Consider the following 17,480-nt stretch of genomic DNA (forward strand, 5'->3'; position numbering starts at 1 on the left):
GCAACTGAAACCACCCCACCAGAGCCAATAGCCGAAGCGACCATCATGATCAGACTGCTGCCCCTTATCGCTGTACTGGGCCTTACCGCGTGCGCCACTGCCTCCCCGACCTACATGAAAAACGGCCAACAGGGGCTGAGCATCGACTGTTCCGGCGAAGCGATGTCGTGGGCCAAGTGCTACGAAAAAGCCGAGGACTCTTGCGCTGGCACCGGTTACGAAATCGTCGGCACCGACGGCACTCCACAGCTTGACGCTGAAGAAAAGACCTTGGGCATGGACGTGGGTAACTTCAAGCACCGCAGCGTGCTGGTGGTCTGCAAGTAGGAGCGACCTTGGTCGCGAAGAGGGCGGTACATCCGCAGCAGATGTAGCGTTTTTATTGGCCTCTTCGCGAGCAGAGCTCGCTCCCACAGAGATACAAGTATTGCCTTAACCGGAGATGCACGCCTCAGCGGCCTTTTGCACGGCACCGCCACGGATCGGCAGGTTGTTGAGGTGTTCATGAACCTTGATCGAGCTGCCGCTGGAACGTTCGTCAATGTCGACAATCGCCGCCGGCGCATCGCTGAGCTTTTGTGCAACGATCAGGCGCACACCGTCGTTACGGGCTTCTTTCATCGGCGGCTGACGGCTGTCACCCAGCTTGTCGATAAAGCAATCGGCGTATTGGTCAGGCTTTTTGCCGGAAATAACGCTCAGGGTCGCGGGTGAATGCTCGATATCCTCGACTGTTGCGCACCCGGCCAATGTCGCCAGGGCCAGGATTACCACGGCCAGTTTCATGCTTTTTTCTCCAAAATAAAGCCGCTATGACCAGCACGGAGCGAATAAGATCCCGAGCGCGAAAACTTTTTGCCATCATAGGCAAATAACTGTGCGCCACTGCTCAAAACCTTTGCCGGGTCGTGTTATCGTCTCGCTTTTGCGATGCCGCCTGTTCCGGAGACACCCATGAAGTTCGTACACCAGCGTGAACACCTCAATGAAGACGATCTGGTCGTCATTGAATGTTCGCGTACCTGCAACATCCGCCTGATGAACGATGCGAACTTTCGCAGCTTCAAGAACGGCGGTCGGCACACCTATCATGGCGGCGCCTTCGACCGGTTCCCGGCCAAGATTACCGTACCGAGCAGCGGCTTCTGGAACATCACCATCGACACCGTCGGGCGCAAACCCGACAAAGACCCGGGCCACAAGCCGACCTTTAGCCACTCGATCAAGATTGTGCGCCGCTCGCCTTCACAGCTGCGCTGAACCCAGATCCGCCCAGGAGTCACCGTGACCAGCCCTGCCCCGACCATCAAGTTCGCCATCAGCTACAAACTCAATGGTGAGCGCCGCTTTGAATTCGCCTATCTACAGTCTGCCTGCGTGGACGAAGCCCGTGCGGCACTGGAAAAAATGCACGACCAGAGCGGCGACGTAATCAGCGACGTCAAGGTCAGCAAGGCGCTCTGACCGGCATCAAAGCCAGCGTGCACCAGATCAGTCTGGCGGATGCCAGATCGGCCGCGAACCTGCAAAGATCAGCGGCCATGCCGCACGGCGCTGGCGCCAGGATCCTGCGATGAATTTCGATCTGTTTGCCGACGACACACCCAAGGGCCGCGAAACCATCGGCCCGTCCGCCGTGGTGTTGCGCGGCTTCGCTTTGCCTGAAGCGCAGAGCTGCCTGGCACTGCTGAAGCAACTTCAGGCTGCCGCCCCCCTCCGGCACATGTCCACCCCTGGCGGCTACCGGATGTCAGCGGCGATGACCTGCTGCGGCGCGCTGGGCTGGATCACCGATCAGCATGGCTATCGCTACACCGCTGTCGACCCGTTGACCGGTCAAGCCTGGCCGACGATGCCCGACGCCTGGCGCATTCTGGCTCGTGAAGCCGCCGCACAGGCAGGCTTTGCCGGCTTCGAGCCGGATGCCTGCCTGATCAATCGCTATGTGCCCGGCGCGAAAATGTCGCTGCACCAGGACAAAGATGAACGCGACCACCGCTGGCCGGTGGTTTCGGTCTCGCTGGGGTTACCCGCCGTGTTCCAGTTCGGCGGCCTGAAGCGCAGTGACAAGCCCCTGCGCGTGCCGCTCTTTCATGGCGACGTGCTGGTCTGGGGCGGTGCAGACCGCCTGCGCTTTCATGGCATCCTGCCGGTTGCCGAAGGCGAACATCCGCTGCTGGGCGCGCAGCGGATAAACCTGACGTTTCGCAAGGCGGGCTGACACCAAGACTGTTCAGTTGGACCGGTGGGAGCCAGCTTTACAGCTACACCGCCTGCGCACAGCTGCGCGCCTTGATCGGGCAACGGCTGGCAGCACGGTGCAAATTCAAGGCGGTGTTGATGATGCCGATATGGCTGAACGCCTGCGGGAAATTACCCAGCATGCGCCGGTCTTTGACGTCGTATTGCTCAGCCAGCAGGCCGACGTCATTGCACAACCCACACAGTCGCTCGAACAATACCCTGGCCTCATCAACCCGGCCTTGCAACACATACACATCGGCCAGCCAGAACGAGCAGACCAAGAAGGTGCCCTCGCCGCCCTTGACTCCATCGGCCGCCCGTTCACTGTCGTAGCGCAACAGCAAGCCGTCTTGCAGCAGCTTGTTTTCGATCTCGCGCACGGTGCCTATAACGCGCGGGTCGTCAGCAGGCAAAAAGCCGGTCAGGGCGATCTGCAACAAGCTGGCGTCAACCTCCTTGGCACCGTATGACTGCACAAAGCTGTTGAGTTGTTTATCAAAGCCTTTGCTGCAGACATCGGCATGGATTTGATCAGCGACTTCCCGGCAGCGGGTCGCCAGCCGGCGGTCGCGTTCGCTGGTTGCGGTGTCGGCCAATTGCCGGGCGTTACGGTCGAACGCCACCCAGGCCATGACTTTGGAATGGGTGAAGTGGCGTGGCTCGCAACGGATTTCCCAAATGCCGGCATCAGGCTGGCGCCAGATCTTTTCCAGGTACGGCATCACCAGCCTGGAAATACCGACACCACGCGGGTGTTGCGCCATGCCGCTGGCCGCCGCCTGGGTCATGGCGTCGGCCACCTCGCCGTAGACGTCGAGCTGCATTTGAGTGGCCGCACCATTTCCGACCCGCACCGGCCGCGAACCTTCATAACCTGCCAGCCAGGGCAACTCATACTCCTGAAGACGCCGCTCACCGCCCAGGCCGTACATGATCTGGATCTGCTCCGGGTTACCGGCAATCGAGCGCAATAGCCAGTCGCGCCAGGCGGTGGCTTCTTCAAGGTAGCCGAGGTTGATAAAGGCCAGCAGGGTCATGGTCGCATCGCGCAACCAGCAGTAGCGGTAGTCCCAGTTGCGTTCACCGCCCAGCTCTTCGGGCAGCGAGGTGGTCACCGCCGCAACGATGCCGCCGGTAGGTGCGTAAGTCATGGCTTTAAGAGTGATCAGCGAGCGCTTGACCTGCTCACTCCATGGACCAACGTCAGGGCAGTGCCCGGAAAAATCACGCCAGAAGCGTGTGGTGACCTCCAGAGCCTGCTGGGTATCGAGCGCCGGGTACAGGCTTTCGTTGGAGGGTTGCCAGCCCAGGCAAAAGGTCAGGACCTCACCCTCAGTGACGGTAAACCGGCTGCCGGTGTGATGATCCCTGGGGTGCAGATCGACCGGGCTGCGCAGCACCAGCATCTCCGGGCCGGCAACCGCGGTCAGCGTATGCGGCTCACGCTTTTCAACCCACGGCACGGTACTGCCATAGTCGAAGCGGATCGCCAGGTCCATGACAAACTCCAGCGTTCCTTCGAGCCCCACCACACTGCGCACCACATGGCCGGTGGTGTCCATAGGCATGAAGTCGACCAGTTTGGCGCGGCCGCTGGCGGTGCGGAACTCGGTCTCCAGAATCAACGTACCGTCCTGGTAACGCCGCTCGACGCCTGACACTGCTTCAACCGGCGCAATTTTCCAGCAACCGTTGTCGCTGTCCCCCAGCAACGCGGCGAAGCAGGCACCGGCGTCGAAACGCGGAAAACACAACCAGTCCAGTGAACCATCCCGCGACACCAATGCCGCCGTCTTGCAGTTGCCCAACAAGGCGTAGTCTTCGATCAGCGCAGCCATGGTTTTCCCCCGTCTTGCTGACCGGAGGCTCCACAGCCGGAGCACTCCTGTCAGCGGCCTGGCAGCAGATAGCGATCAATCGCCTGCACCACGCCCTCTTCTGTATTACTGCCGGTGACCCGGTCAGCCTGAATACGGACATCCTCTTGCGCCTGGCCCATCGCAATCGACAAACCGGCCACACGAAACATGGCCACATCGTTATGACCATCGCCAATCGCTGCGGTTTGCTCGATGTTCAGCCCAATGTGCGCAGCCAGGCTCTGCAAGGCCTGACCCTTGTTGGCCTGTATGGCCGTGATATCGAGGTAGTAGTCCTGTGACCGCGCGGCCAACGCCTGGCCTTGCAGTAATTCGCCAAGCTGGTGTTCAAGGGCCTTGAGCAGCTCGAAATCAGCGCTTGAAGCGACCATTTTGTCGATGCGGGGCAGGAAGGGCTCGAAGCTGTCGACCGGCACCGGGTCATAGCCCAATGCGCTGCGCTCGTGCCCGACATAGCTGCCGTTGAGGTCGCGCAGCAGCCATTGGTCGTCAGCAAACACCCAGACATCCACGCAGGCCCCGGCAAATACCTGCAAGCAAGTGCGTACCGCATCAGGGTCGATATGATGCGCGGCAAGCACGCGACCGTCCGTACCGATCAGGGTGCCGCCATTGAAGCCGGCATAAGGCACGTCGATGCCGAGCATCTCGACGATCTCGCGCATGGCCCGTGGCGGACGGCTGCTGGCCACACTGAAAGCAATCTCAGCCTGGCGCAGACGTCCGATCGCCGCGATGGTCGCGGCACTCGGGCGGTGGTCAGGCTGCAACAAGGTGCCATCCAGGTCACTGAGCAGCAGGCGGATCGCTGGCTGAAGGTCTTCAGCCATCGATCTGCCGCCATTCACGACCATCGTTGCGCAGCAGCTCATCCGCCGCTTCAGGCCCGCTGCCTCCGGCAATGTAAGGTTGCACTTCAGGGTGCTTGTTCCAGGCATCAAGGAACGGCTGCACCGCACGCCAGCCGTTTTCAATGTTGTCAGCACGCTGGAACAGGGTCTGGTCACCGGTCAGGCAGTCGTAGATCAGCGTCTCGTAGCCAGTGGACGGGTGCATTTCGAAGAAATCCTTGTAGGCAAAGCCCAACGCGATGTCTTCCATGTCCAGGGTTGGCCCGGGACGCTTGGCGAACAGGTCAAACCACATGCCCTCGTTGGGCTGGATCTGAATCCGCAGGAAATTGGGCCGCAGGCGGTCGACGTCGGTGTCGCGGAACTGCGCGTAAGGCGCCGGCTTGAAGCAGATCGCGATCTCGGTGCTGCGGGTGCTCAAACGCTTGCCGGTACGCAGGTAAAACGGCACGCCCACCCAGCGCCAGTTGTCGATCATCACCTTGAGGGCAACATAGGTTTCGGTGTTGCTGTCCGGCTCGATACGCTCTTCTTCGCGGTAACCGACCAGGTCAGCACTCTTGTTGGCGGTGTACTGACCGCGCACCGAGTTGGCCAATGCCTCCATCTCGCTCCAGGGCCGGATAGCGCCGACCACTTTGGCCTTTTCACCACGCACCGCATCGGCGCCGAACGCGGCCGGCGGCTCCATGGCCACCATCGCCAGCAGCTGGAACAGGTGATTGGGCACCATGTCGCGCAGTGCACCGGTGTTCTCGTAGAAGCCGGCCCGGGTGCCGACCCCGACCGTTTCAGCGGCGGTGATCTGCACGTGGTCGATGTAATGGTTGTTCCAGAACGATTCGAACAGGCCGTTGGAAAACCGACTGACCAGGATGTTCTGGACGGTTTCCTTGCCCAGATAATGGTCGATGCGGTAGATCTGCTTTTCGCCCATGACCTTGAGCAGGCACTCGTTCAGCGCCACGGCGCTGGCCAGATCCGAGCCAAAGGGCTTTTCGATCACCACCCGGCGAAACGCGCCTTCGCGCTCGTCAAGCAGCCCGGCTGCGCCAAGGCGCTGCGCCACCTCGCTGAAAAAGCGCGGCGCCGTCGCCAGGTAGAACGCCGCGTTGCCGGTCCCGGTACTCTCGATCTTGCTGGCGATATCGCGGTAGGTGGCGTCGTCCAGGAAGTCACCCTGAATGTAACTGATGCGCCCGGCAAGCCGCCCCCACAGTTGCGGGTCAAGGACCTCGCCGCCCTCGGCATTTTTTTTCGCGCCTTCTTCACGGATGAAGGCTTCGAGCTTGGCGGTGTACTGCTGATCGGTCGCGGCGTTGTGGTCAACGCCGACGATGTGCAGGTTGTCATCCACCAGCCCGTCACGGGTCAGGTTATACAGCGCCGGCATCAGCAGGCGCTTGACCAGGTCACCATGGGCACCAAACAGAAACAGCGTGGTTGGCGGTGCGACTTGCGGAGTCTTCTCGGCCTCGGAACGCTGCGTCAAACCCATTTACTTGACCTCCTTGTGACCACCAAAACCAAAGCGCATGGCAGACAGCATCTTGTCGCCGTAAGTGGCTTGCTGACGCGAACGGAAGCGCGCGAACAAGGCGCTGGTCAGTACCGGAGCCGGTACCGCCTGTTCAATGGCGGCCTCAATGGTCCAGCGCCCTTCACCGCTGTCAGCGACCGAGCCTGAGTAGGCATCCAGGTTCGGGTCACTGGCCAGTGCGTCGGCCGTCAGGTCCAGCAGCCAGGACGAAACCACGCTGCCGCGCCGCCAGACTTCGGCGATGTCAGCCACGTTAAGGTCAAAGCGCTGCTCTTCAGGCAGTTGCTCGGAGTTCTTCTGCTTGAGGATATCGAAGCCTTCGGCAAAGGCCTGCATCATTCCGTATTCGATACCGTTGTGAATCATCTTCACAAAGTGCCCGGAACCGGCCGGCCCGGCATGGATATAGCCTTGCTCAGCGCGATGGTCCTCAGACTTGCGGTCGCGGGTGCGCGGGATATCGCCAATACCCGGTGCCAGGGTGGCGAACAGCGGGTCGAGCCGGTCGACGATGGCTTTCTCGCCGCCGATCATCATGCAGTAACCACGCTCCAGCCCCCATACGCCGCCGGAGGTACCGACGTCCACGTAGTGCAGGTCCTTGAGGGCCAGGCTGGCGGCGCGACGAATGTCGTCTTTATAGAACGTGTTGCCGCCATCAATGATCACATCATCGGGTTCGAGCAACTGGCTCAGGGCTTCAATGGTCTGCTCCGTAGCGTCACCGGCTGGCAGCATGACCCAGACCGCACGCGGTGCCTGCAAGCCCGCCACCAGGCCGGCCAGGTCGGCCGCTGCGCTGGCGCCTTCGGCGGCCAGGGTCGCGCGCGAGGCCTCGTCACGGTCGTAGACCACGGTGCTGTGGCCATTTTTCATCAAACGTCTGGCGATATTGCCGCCCATGCGGCCCAAACCCACGATCCCGAGTTGCATGAGGTGCTGCTCCTGATACAAATTCAAAGTAAGAATGCTTCACGTTATACGAAGCTTCGAGGCATGCAACTTAGTGTTACAGGCTGATGTATCGGTTCCCGCCAATCAAAAAGCCGGGCTTAGCGGCGTAGTCATTGGGGTTGGTGCCAATAGCGGTAAAAGTCACGCGACAATCAAAAATAAAAAAGTTCCAATCACACGCAAAAGAAATCAGAATCCCGGCCGACAAAGGTGTCAGGCAAGGGCGGATCAGGGAGTTCGACAGTCATTGCCACAAGCCTTTTTGACGTTGAATCCGCCATTTGCGAGGTGAGCAATGGGCACTGTACTTCAAACACTTGCACCACAAACCCTGTACGTCACTATCCGTCGCGACGAGCTGCGCGCCCTGAAAGAAGAACGCGCCCAATTGCAGCACAAGCTGGCGCAAATGACCCGTTTGCTGGAGCAGGCCCAGTTTGGCGGCCAGGGCAAGCAGATCGCCTGATCGCTGACCCGCTGTCGCGGTGGCAGATCCCCTGCGTTGATCTGCCACTGAAGCACTGCCCGCCTCTGCCTCACCCAGCCCTGCCAGCAAGGCGCGCAAGTCTCCGGGTTTGCAGACAGCCTGGCAACCCGAAAGACATCCGTTACAGCACCTTTTGCCAGAACATCGCACGCCCCATCTGCGGATCGAGCTGATACCCGTCAAAACCCTGCTTCTTGTAAGCGGCCTTCGCCACCTCATTGCCTTCCAGCACTTCGAGCGTCAGCTTGCAGCAGCCACGCTGCCGGGCAATCTCCTCGACCTTGGCAAGCATTTTCTGACTGATGCCCAGGCCACGATGGGAAGACAGCACCACCACATCATGAATGTTGACCAGCGGGCGGCAGACAAAGGTGGAGAACCCCTCGAAGCAATTGACCAGCCCTACCGGCTCACCGGCAATGAATGCCAGCACACTGAAGGCATGGGGACGCTTGGCCAGTTCACTGGCCAGTTGCTGACGGGTGTCGAGAGACAAGGATTCACCACCGCCCATGACATCTTCGGCGTAGTGATTAAGCAGCGTACCGAGCGCTTGGGCGTGAACCGGATTGGTATAGCTTGCTTGCAGGACCAGGACCTCTGGGGTTTGCATTGGCATCCTCTTTAAAACAATCGTTCGCGTCTGACAGACGTAGCCGGGGATTCTACCGCTTCGTAGATGAAAGTCGTTCAATCGGTATGCAGGAATTTTCAGGCAATGATCTCGCAGGCCGATTTCGGCGCCAGATGTGCCTCCAGCAACACGACTTCAACAGCCCGCCCGTTCAACTGCACCAAAGCGAATTAAACAGCGCACCCTCATATGGCATTCGGGTGCCTGACGGTGCAAACAGGGTCCGAAAACGCCCTGTTAGCAGGCAGCGCGCGGTGCGCCAGCAACTATCCGACGACCGGTAACAAGCCCCTGTTTCTCAACATCCGGGCGTCTGACCGATCAGTTTTTCCCCTCTCAATGCCAAAGATGTCGTCAATCTGAATGCGCCGCAGCCTCGGTCCAGACATTTCCCGGTAAAAAAGTCGAAACTTCTGAAAAACCGCCGGGTCATCTGATAAGACCCGCCTATGCTGAGCAATGACCTCATAAACGGCGTCATCACCCTGTCCTTGAAGCTGCGTCAGACAGTAAATGGGTACTGATCTTGCGTGAACTTGTGCGTCCGGCCGCAGGACATGGTCCGGAGCAACTTCAGAACTGCACCGACACTGTATTAATTGGGAGAACACGATGATAAGCGCCGCTGTAAAAACCCAGCAGGGAGAGAGTTTTGGTCAGCCGGCCAGCGAGCTGAATCATCCGGTTCTGAGCCGGTCGCAAATGCCTTTATTGCATTTGCCGACCACACCAGCATTGCCTCAGCACACCATTTCCCAGGTCAACCGCCGCAAGGTGCTGTTCGTGACCTCGGAACTGGCTGATCTGGTCAAGACCGGCGGCCTGGGCGATGTTTCAGCGGCACTGCCGAGGGCCATGCGTCACCTGCACGATGTCCGTGTGCTGATTCCCGGCTACCCGCAAGTGATCAATAGCGGCAACCCGATCCACATCATCAGTGAACTGGGCGGCTATGCGGCACTGCCGCCGTGCAAGGTCGGGCGCATGGACATGAAAGATGGCCTGGTCATCTATGTGTTGATCTGCCCCGAACTGTACGAGCGCGAGGGCACGCCCTACGGCGATGTCAACGGCCGCGACTGGTCCGATAACCACATCCGCTTTGCCCGCCTGGGCCTGGCAGCCGCCGATTTTGCGGCCGGTTCAGTCAAGACCCAATGGTGCCCGGAACTGGTGCATGCCCACGACTGGCCGGCAGGCTTGGCGCCGGCCTATATGCGCTGGCGCGGACAGACCACACCGAGCATTTTCACCATCCATAACCTGGCCTACCAGGGCACGGTCAGCCCGACCACCGCACGTGAGCTGGGTTTGCCCGAACAGGCACTGACCCCCGAAGGCATGGAGTTCTACGGCAAGCTGTCGTTCATCAAGGCCGGTATGGCTTATGCCAGCCACATCACCACGGTCAGCGCCACCTATGCCAAGGAGATCACCACGGCCGACTTCGGTTGCGGGCTGGAAGGTTTCCTGCAGAGCAAGGCTGAACAGGGCAAGCTCAGCGGCATCCCGAACGGGATTGATTCGAGCTGGGATGCCGCCACCGATAAACACTTGATCTGCCACTTCGCACCCAATGAATGGCTGCGCAAGGAAATCAACGCCGACTACGTGCGCGAGCTGTTTGAGCTGGAACCCTCCAAAGGCCCGCTGTTTGCCGTGGTCTCCCGGCTGGTTTACCAGAAGGGTCTGGACCTGACCATTGGTGTGGCCGAACACATCGTCGCCAACGGCGGGCAGATCGCAATCATCGGTCGTGGCGAGCCGGAAGAAGAACAGGCCATGCGTGATCTGGCGGCACGCTTCCCCGGCCGGGTCAGTGTCCGGGTGGGCTTTAACGAGACCGATGCACGGCGCATGTTTGCCGGTAGCGATTTCTTGCTGATGCCGTCGCGGTACGAACCTTGCGGCCTGAGCCAGATGTACGCGCAGCGCTTCGGTTCGCTGCCGGTGGCGCGTAACACCGGCGGTCTGGCTGACACCATCGAAGACGGTGTGACGGGCTTTCTGTTCAACGAATCCACGGTCGAGAGCTACACCGAAGCCCTGACCCGGGCCTTCAAAGTCTTTGAAAACACCACCCTGCTCAACGCGATGCGTTGCCGCGCCATGGCCGCACCGTTCAACTGGCAGCAGGCGGTCGAACCCTACGCTGAGCTTTATCAGGACCTGTTGAAGAAAAATCTGGGCGTTGCCCTGCACTACTGAGAAATGAGGTCGCGGATGCCTTTGCGTACAGAACCTGCCTGGCGCCACGGCGCCGTTATGCAGGACCGGCAACACACACGATTCGCCCTCTGGGCACCGGATGCACAAAACGTTTCCCTGCTGCTGGACAACGCTCAGGCGCTGGCAATGCCGGCGCAGGGCGATGGCTGGTTCGTACTGGAGACGGCCTGTCCTGCCGGCACCGGTTACCACTACCTGATCGACAATCAACTGCAGGTGCCCGACCCGGCATCGCGCGCCCAGAACGGTGACGTGCACACCTCCAGCCGGGTCGTCGACCCGGCTGCCTACCCTTGGCAACACGCCGGCTGGCAAGGCCGTCCGTGGCACGAGGCGGTCATCTATGAACTGCACGTGGGTGCACTCGGTGGCTATGCCGGCGTCGAAAAACACCTGCCGCGCCTGGTAGAGCTGGGAGTGACCGCCATTGAACTGATGCCGCTGGCGCAGTTTCCCGGTGATCGCAACTGGGGCTACGACGGCGTGCTGCCGTATGCCCCGCAGGCCTCCTACGGCACCCCCGAACAGCTCAAACGGCTGATCGACGCCGCCCACGGCTACGGCCTGATGGTCATCCTTGACGTGGTGTACAACCACTTTGGTCCGGACGGTAATTACCTGGGGCAATACGCCAAAGCATTCTTCCGCGAGGACGTCCACACACCGTGGGGCGCGGCCATCGATTTTCGTCGTCCCGAGGTGCGCAGCTTTTTCATCGACAACGCACTGATGTGGCTTAACGAGTACCGCTTCGACGGCCTGCGCATGGATGCCGTGCATGCCATCAACGACCCGGACTTTCTTCAGGATTTCGCTCGCCAGGTGCGCGCCGGTATCGAACCGGGCCGGCATGTCTGGCTGAACCTGGAAAACGAGTTCAACCAGGCCAGCCTGCTTGAACAGGGCTTCGATGCACAATGGAACGACGACGGGCACAACACCCTGCATGTGCTGCTGACCGGCGAGACCGATGCCTATTATCAGGATTTCGCCGACCAGCCGACCCACAAACTGGCACGCCTGCTCAGTGAGGGTTTTGTCTATCAGGGCCAGACCAACCGGCACGGTGCCGCGCGCGGCGAAGCCAGCGCGCACCTGCCGCCCAGCGCCTTTGTGCTGTTCTTGCAGAACCACGATCAGATCGGCAACCGCGCCCTGGGTGAGCGCCTGCCACGCCTGGCCCCTGCCCCGGCGCTGCGCGCCGCCACCGTGCTGTTGTTGCTGTCGCCGATGATTCCGCTGCTGTTCATGGGGGATGAGTGGGCCGCGCGCGAGCCATTCCTGTTTTTCACCAGCCACCATGGCGAGCTGGCCGATGCGGTGCGTGAAGGCCGACGCAACGAGTTTGCTGACTTTGCCGCGTTCGCCGACCCGCATCAGCGCGAACGGATTCCGGACCCCAACGACGTGCAGACCTTCGAGGCCTCCAGACCGGCTCTGGCAGCTCTGGAGCTGGACACCGAGCAAGGGCTGGAGCACCGCCAATGGCTGGCTTTCTATCAACAACTGCTGGAAACCCGCCACCGCGAGATCGTGCCACGTCTGCCCGGTGCCTTTGCTCTGGGCGCTGAAGTGCTGGCCGACGGGGTGGTCAGTGCACGCTGGAAAATGGCAGACGGTCAGATCCTGCGCATCGACCTGAACCTTGCTGAACAGCCGGTCGAGCTGCCACCGGCCAGCCCTGCCGAGCTGATTTTCGCCAGCACCCCAACGTCGATCGAACCTTGGCATAACGGCAGCCTCGAACCCTGGACAGCCATTGTCAGCCTGTCAGCCCATGACGTTGCGGAGATTCAGGATGAGCAATGAGCAACTGGAAAAATTGGCAACCGAAGTCGGCCTGTCGGTGCATTGGGTCGACGCCAATGCCAGGCCACAGACCGTCAGCCCCGAGGTGTTGCGCAAGGTACTCGACGCCCTTGGTTACCCGGCGCATAGCCGCGAGGCCATTGATGCCAGCCTGCTGCGGGTGCAGACCGAACACCATGGTCGTCAGGCACCGCCGTTATTGACGGTTGATGTCGACAGGCCGCTGGACCTCTCGGCCTGGTTCGAGCCCGAGACCCCTTTTACCCTGCATCTGGAAGATGGCACCTCGATCCAGTCCTGCCTGGACGCGGATGCCAACCTGCCGGCCATTACCCCGGTGGGCTATCAGCAGCTTGATATCGTCGGCCAACAGCTGACGATCGCGGTTGCGCCGTTGACCTGCTACAGCATGGCCATGGCCTGCCAGAATGAGGTGCCGCGCGCTTGGGGCCTGACCACTCAGGTGTACAGCCTGCGCCGCGAGGGTGATGGCGGTTTTGGTGACACCCAGGCGCTGGAAGGCCTGGCCCGCACCGCCGGCGAACGTGGCGCCGATGCGCTGGCGATCAGCCCGCTGCACGCCATGTTTGCCGATGACCCGCAGCGTTATAGCCCCTACTCGCCGTCCAGCCGGCTGTTTTTCAACAGCCTGTATGCCTCTCCCGCCTTGCTGTTGGGCGAGCGCGCCTGGCGCCAGGCCATTGAAGACAGCGGCCAGCGTGAAACCCTGGAGCAGCTTGAGCAACTCACGCTGATCGACTGGCCAGCGGCGGCGAAGGCCAAGTGGCAGGTGCTGCGCAAGCTCTTTGAAGGCTTCAGTGCCGGTGATCATCCGCTGCAGGAAGACTTCAACAGCTTTCGCCATGCCGGCGGTGAAGCGCTGGAGAATCACTGCCGCTTCGAGGCGATCCGCGAAGCATCCGCGCAACTGGGCATCAGCGCCAACTGGCACGAGTGGCCAGAAGATTTCAAGCAGCCGCGCAGCCAGGCAGTGGCCTTGTTTGCCGCGGCCCACGCCCATGACATCAGCTTTCATGCGTTCACCCAGTGGCTGGTGGCAAGGGGTCTGGAGCGTGCCCAGGTCGCGGCCAAAAGCGCAGGCATGCGCATCGGCCTGATTGCCGACCTGGCGGTCGGCGCCGATGGCGCGGGCAGCCAGGCCTGGAGCCGTCAGGATGAACTGCTGTCGGCGCTGACCGTGGGCGCACCACCCGACATTCTCAACCGTGCCGGCCAGAGCTGGGGCATTTCTGCCTTCTCGCCGGAGGGCCTCAAGCGCAACGGTTTTCGGGCCTTTATCGAAATGCTGCGTGCCAACTTTGCCCACGCAGGCGGCCTGCGCATCGACCACGTAATGGGCTTGCAACGCCTGTGGGTCATCCCGCTCGGCGCCTCGCCCAAAGAAGGTGCGTACCTCAACTTCCCGCTAGACGACCTGCTGCGCCTGCTGTGCCTGGAGTCGGCACGGCACCAGGCAATCGTGCTCGGTGAAGACCTGGGTACTGTCCCTGAGGGGCTGTCCGACAAGCTGTCAGCGCGGGCCATTCTGGGCATGCGGGTGCTGTTGTTCGAACAGCACAACGGCCAATTCAAGCCAATTCTCGATTGGTCGCCAGACGCGCTGGCCACCACCAGCACTCATGACCTGCCGACCCTGGCCGGCTGGATCAACGAGCTGGATATCGAATGGCACAGCCGCGTGGGCCATGTCGATGAGCAGGCAGAACATCACTGGCGCGAGGAGCGTGGCCGCGAATACGACGGTCTGCGCCAAGCCTTGAGCCAGAACAATCACAATTTTGCGCCAGACACTGACGACAGCGGCCTGATTATCGACGCCAGTATCCGTTACCTGGGCCATACCCGCGCACCACTGGTACTGCTTCCTGTGGAAGATGCGCTGGGCGTGCTCGAACAGGCCAACCTGCCTGGCACCATCGACAGCCACCCCAACTGGCGACGTCGGCTGGAGCCGCTCAGTAATCAATTGCTGGACCAGCAAGACGCTGCACGCCGCCTTGAACTGTTATCCCAGGCGCGTCAGCAAGCTGCGGAGCGTGACCGATGAACCACCCGATTCCCCTGCGTGCTACCCAACGCTTGCAGTTCCACAAAGATTTCACCCTTGATGACGCGATTGCCCTGGTGCCCTACTTCGCCCGCCTGGGCATCAGCCATATCTACGCATCACCACTGCTCAAGGCCCGGGCAGGCTCGATGCACGGTTACGATGTGGTCGACCCGACCGTCATCAACCCCGAGCTGGGCGGTGAACCGGCCTTGCGGCGGCTGGTTGCCACCTTACGTGAACACCAGATGGGGCTGATCCTCGACATCGTTTCCAACCACATGGCGGTCGGCGGCGCCGACAATCCCTGGTGGCTGGACCTGCTGGAATGGGGGCGCGGCAGCCCGTACGCGATTTTTTTCGATATCCAGTGGCATTCGCCGGACCCGCTGCTCAAGGGCCAACTGTTGCTGCCATTTCTGGGCAACGACTACGGCCCAGCGCTGCAAGGCGGGGAAATTCCACTGCGTTTCGATGAAACTGATGGGCGCTTCTATATCGAGCATTACCAGCACCACTTCCCGATCTGCCCGACCAGCTATGACGCGATTTTGCAGCATGCCCAGGATCCGCGCCTGGAAGAACTCAGCGAGCGCTTCGCCAAACTTGCGCAGTACCCTCAGGCTTACGAGCGTGCCCGGCAACTGCGCGCACAACTGGTTGAGCTGGTGGCTGATCAGTCCCTGCTCAAAACCATCCACAAGGCGCTGAAAGCCTTCGATTCGACTAAGCCTGACGGTTTTGCGCGCTTGCACGCGCTGCTTGAAGACCAGCACTACCGGTTGGCCAGTTGGCGCACCGCCGGTGACGACATCAACTGGCGGCGCTTCTTCGACATCAATGAACTGGGCGGCCTGCGCGTTGAGCGCCCGGCGGTGTTCGAAGCCACCCATGGCAAGATTTTCCAGTTGATTGCCGAGGGGCTGGTAGACGGCCTGCGTATCGACCACGTCGACGGCCTGGCCGACCCACGCGGCTACTGCCGCAAGCTGCACCGCCGGGTACAGGGCTTGCTGGCGCAGCGGCCCGCCCATGCGCCCCTTGAACACCTGCCGATCTTTGTCGAGAAGATTCTGGGGGCCGATGAGCAACTGCGCCATGACTGGAGTGTCGACGGCACCACCGGCTATGAGTTCATGAACCAGGTGTCGCTGCTGCAACATGATCCTGCCGGCGCGCAGCCGCTGGCCGAGCTGTGGAGCCGGATCAGCGAACGTAGCGCGGTATTTGCCGACGAAGAGCGGCTGGCCCGTGACCTGGTGCTGCACGGCAGCCTGGCCGGCGACTTCGAAAACCTCGCCCAAGGGCTGCTGCAATTGGCCCGCAGCGACCTGATGAGCCGTGATTTGACCCTGGGCGCGATCCGCCGCGCGCTGCTGGCGCTCATCTGCCACTTTCCGGTGTACCGCACCTACATCAGCGTTTGCGGGCGCAGTGCTGAAGACGAGCGCTTCTTCGAGCAAGCGATGCAAGGCGCACGCAGCAGCCTGAACGAAGGTGACTGGCCGGTGCTTGACTGGCTGCAACGCTGGCTGGGCGGCACCGCGTGGCGCTCGCTACCGCGTGGCAAGCTGCGCAAGCTGTACCGCAATGCCTGTGTACGCTTTCAGCAGTTGACCTCACCGGTGGCCGCCAAGTCTGTCGAGGACACCTCGTTCTATCGCTCGGCGGTGCTGCTGTCGCGCAATGATGTGGGCTTTCATCCGGGCCATTTCAGCGCGCCGCCGCAAGACTTCCACCAGGCCTGCCAGCAACGTCACCAATTCTTCCCCGACAACCTGCTGGCCACCGCCACCCACGACCACAAGCGCGGTGAAGACAGCCGGACCCGTCTGGCGGTCCTGAGCGAGTGTTCCGGCTGGTACGCCGAACAGGTCGAGCGCTGGCGGCAACTGGCGCAGCCGCTCAAGGACGGCGAGAGCGTTATCAGTGGCGGCGACGAGTTGATGCTCTATCAAGCGCTGCTCGGCAGTTGGCCGCTGGATCTGGAAGGCGAAGAGGCAACTGCTCAGTACCTTGAACGGCTGGTGCGCTGGCAGGAAAAAGCCCTGCGCGAAGCCAAACTGCAAAGCAGCTGGGCAGCGCCCAACCAGGCGTATGAGAGTGCCTGCCGGAGCTTCCTCGAACGCCTGCTGCTGGCTGACGAGGCGCAGCCGCTGCGCCAGTCGCTGGGTGCCACTGCCCTGCGCATCGCCCCCGCCGGCGCGCTGAACAGCCTTGCCCAAGTGCTGCTGCGCCTGAGCGTTCCAGGTGTGCCTGATTTGTATCAAGGCGCCGAGTTCTGGGACTTCAGCCTGGTCGACCCCGACAACCGTCGTCCGGTGGACTACGCTGCACGAAGCCGGGCATTGACGCAGCAGCCTGGCATCAGCGATTTGCTGCTCAACTGGCGTGACGGTCGCCTCAAACAGGCACTGATCGCCAGGGCGCTGGAGGTTCGCCGCCAGCACCCGGCACTGTTTGCCAGAGGGACTTATCAAGCCTTGCCGGTCAGTGGTCAGCAGGCGGACCGGGTGGTGGCCTTTGTCCGCGAACTGGACGGCGTGCGTGCGATTGTCGTGGTGCCGCGCATCTTCTCTGAACTATTGGGGACCGCACCAACTCCATTCATACAAGCCGGTGATTGGAGCGACACGCGGATCACCCTGCCGTTTGCCGAGCCCGGTCAGACCTGGCAAGGCCTGTTTGGCGAAAGCCTGACACTGGATGGCAAGCAACTGCCAGTCAGTACAGCGCTCAAGGAATTTTCCGTAAATTTGTTTGTTCAAAATTAGTAAAAGCCGG

At 61.3% G+C, this 17,480-nt stretch carries 15 protein-coding genes; 9 read left to right on the top strand and 6 right to left on the bottom strand.

What is annotated here, in order from left to right:
• Positions 1-45 precede the first annotated feature (45 nt).
• Positions 46-327 (top strand): hypothetical protein, encoded by a 282-nt coding sequence (locus NJC38_RS06745; protein ID WP_045491076.1) that lies wholly within the window; start codon positions 46-48, stop codon positions 325-327.
• A gap of 105 nt (positions 328-432) precedes the next feature.
• On the opposite strand, the gene NJC38_RS06750 is transcribed toward NJC38_RS06745, so the two are convergent.
• Entirely contained in the window at positions 433-786 is a 354-nt protein-coding gene (locus NJC38_RS06750) for a hypothetical protein (RefSeq protein WP_045491073.1), read from the bottom strand.
• 168 nt (positions 787-954) lie between these two features.
• Between NJC38_RS06750 and NJC38_RS06755 the strand changes: the two genes are divergently transcribed.
• The 3 genes from NJC38_RS06755 to alkB all read left to right on the top strand — a co-directional run bounded on the left by NJC38_RS06755 (position 955) and on the right by alkB (position 2,221).
• Entirely contained in the window at positions 955-1,260 is a 306-nt protein-coding gene (locus tag NJC38_RS06755) for a DUF1883 domain-containing protein (protein WP_045491071.1), read from the top strand.
• A gap of 24 nt (positions 1,261-1,284) precedes the next feature.
• Positions 1,285-1,464: a hypothetical protein gene (locus tag NJC38_RS06760; protein WP_045491068.1), complete on the top strand. Its 180-nt coding sequence runs from the start codon at positions 1,285-1,287 to the stop codon at positions 1,462-1,464.
• A 109-nt stretch (positions 1,465-1,573) separates the two neighbouring features.
• Positions 1,574-2,221, top strand: coding sequence for a DNA oxidative demethylase AlkB (alkB, locus tag NJC38_RS06765; RefSeq protein WP_253112399.1), 648 nt, complete (start codon positions 1,574-1,576; stop codon positions 2,219-2,221).
• 43 nt (positions 2,222-2,264) lie between these two features.
• Here alkB and NJC38_RS06770 read toward each other — a convergent pair whose 3' ends face one another.
• Genes NJC38_RS06770 through gnd form a run of 4 tightly spaced genes read right to left on the bottom strand, consistent with a single transcriptional unit; the run spans position 2,265 to position 7,469 of the window.
• The gene (locus NJC38_RS06770; protein WP_253112402.1) at positions 2,265-4,082 is read right to left on the bottom strand and encodes a glycoside hydrolase family 15 protein; all 1,818 of its coding nucleotides are present in this window, start codon (positions 4,080-4,082) and stop codon (positions 2,265-2,267) included.
• A gap of 50 nt (positions 4,083-4,132) precedes the next feature.
• Positions 4,133-4,954 (bottom strand): HAD family hydrolase, encoded by an 822-nt coding sequence (locus tag NJC38_RS06775; RefSeq protein ID WP_253112417.1) that lies wholly within the window; start codon positions 4,952-4,954, stop codon positions 4,133-4,135.
• Positions 4,947-6,473: a glucose-6-phosphate dehydrogenase gene (gene zwf / locus NJC38_RS06780; RefSeq protein ID WP_045491057.1), complete on the bottom strand. Its 1,527-nt coding sequence runs from the start codon at positions 6,471-6,473 to the stop codon at positions 4,947-4,949. The genes NJC38_RS06775 and zwf overlap by 8 nt, the downstream gene beginning before the upstream one ends.
• On the bottom strand, positions 6,474-7,469 hold the full coding sequence (gnd, locus tag NJC38_RS06785; protein ID WP_290447167.1) for a phosphogluconate dehydrogenase (NAD(+)-dependent, decarboxylating): 996 nt from the start codon (positions 7,467-7,469) through the stop codon (positions 6,474-6,476).
• 295 nt (positions 7,470-7,764) lie between these two features.
• On the opposite strand from gnd, the gene NJC38_RS06790 reads away from it, so the two are divergent.
• On the top strand, positions 7,765-7,935 hold the full coding sequence (locus tag NJC38_RS06790; protein ID WP_144403304.1) for a DUF6026 family protein: 171 nt from the start codon (positions 7,765-7,767) through the stop codon (positions 7,933-7,935).
• Positions 7,936-8,077: 142 nt separating this feature from the next.
• Here the strand turns inward: NJC38_RS06790 and NJC38_RS06795 are convergent, their stop codons facing one another.
• Positions 8,078-8,569, bottom strand: a complete 492-nt coding sequence (locus NJC38_RS06795) for a GNAT family N-acetyltransferase (protein ID WP_253112423.1) — start codon at positions 8,567-8,569, stop codon at positions 8,078-8,080.
• 633 nt (positions 8,570-9,202) lie between these two features.
• On the opposite strand from NJC38_RS06795, the gene glgA reads away from it, so the two are divergent.
• From glgA to NJC38_RS06815, 4 genes are read left to right on the top strand one after another with little or no spacing between them, the layout of a single operon-like run.
• A complete protein-coding gene (glgA, locus tag NJC38_RS06800) occupies positions 9,203-10,798 on the top strand; it encodes a glycogen synthase GlgA (protein WP_045491048.1) in 1,596 nt (531 codons plus the stop codon).
• Positions 10,799-10,813: 15 nt separating this feature from the next.
• Complete coding sequence (gene treZ, locus NJC38_RS06805) at positions 10,814-12,628, top strand: malto-oligosyltrehalose trehalohydrolase (protein ID WP_253112426.1); 1,815 nt, start codon at positions 10,814-10,816, stop codon at positions 12,626-12,628.
• Complete coding sequence (gene malQ / locus NJC38_RS06810) at positions 12,618-14,696, top strand: 4-alpha-glucanotransferase (protein WP_253112429.1); 2,079 nt, start codon at positions 12,618-12,620, stop codon at positions 14,694-14,696. Before treZ ends, malQ begins: the two co-directional genes overlap by 11 nt.
• The gene (locus tag NJC38_RS06815; protein ID WP_253112432.1) at positions 14,693-17,470 is read left to right on the top strand and encodes a malto-oligosyltrehalose synthase; all 2,778 of its coding nucleotides are present in this window, start codon (positions 14,693-14,695) and stop codon (positions 17,468-17,470) included. Before malQ ends, NJC38_RS06815 begins: the two co-directional genes overlap by 4 nt.
• Positions 17,471-17,480: the final 10 nt, after the last annotated feature.

The sequence above is a fragment of the Pseudomonas sp. 21LCFQ010 genome (genome assembly GCF_024129905.1).
GTDB lineage: Bacteria > Pseudomonadota > Gammaproteobacteria > Pseudomonadales > Pseudomonadaceae > Aquipseudomonas.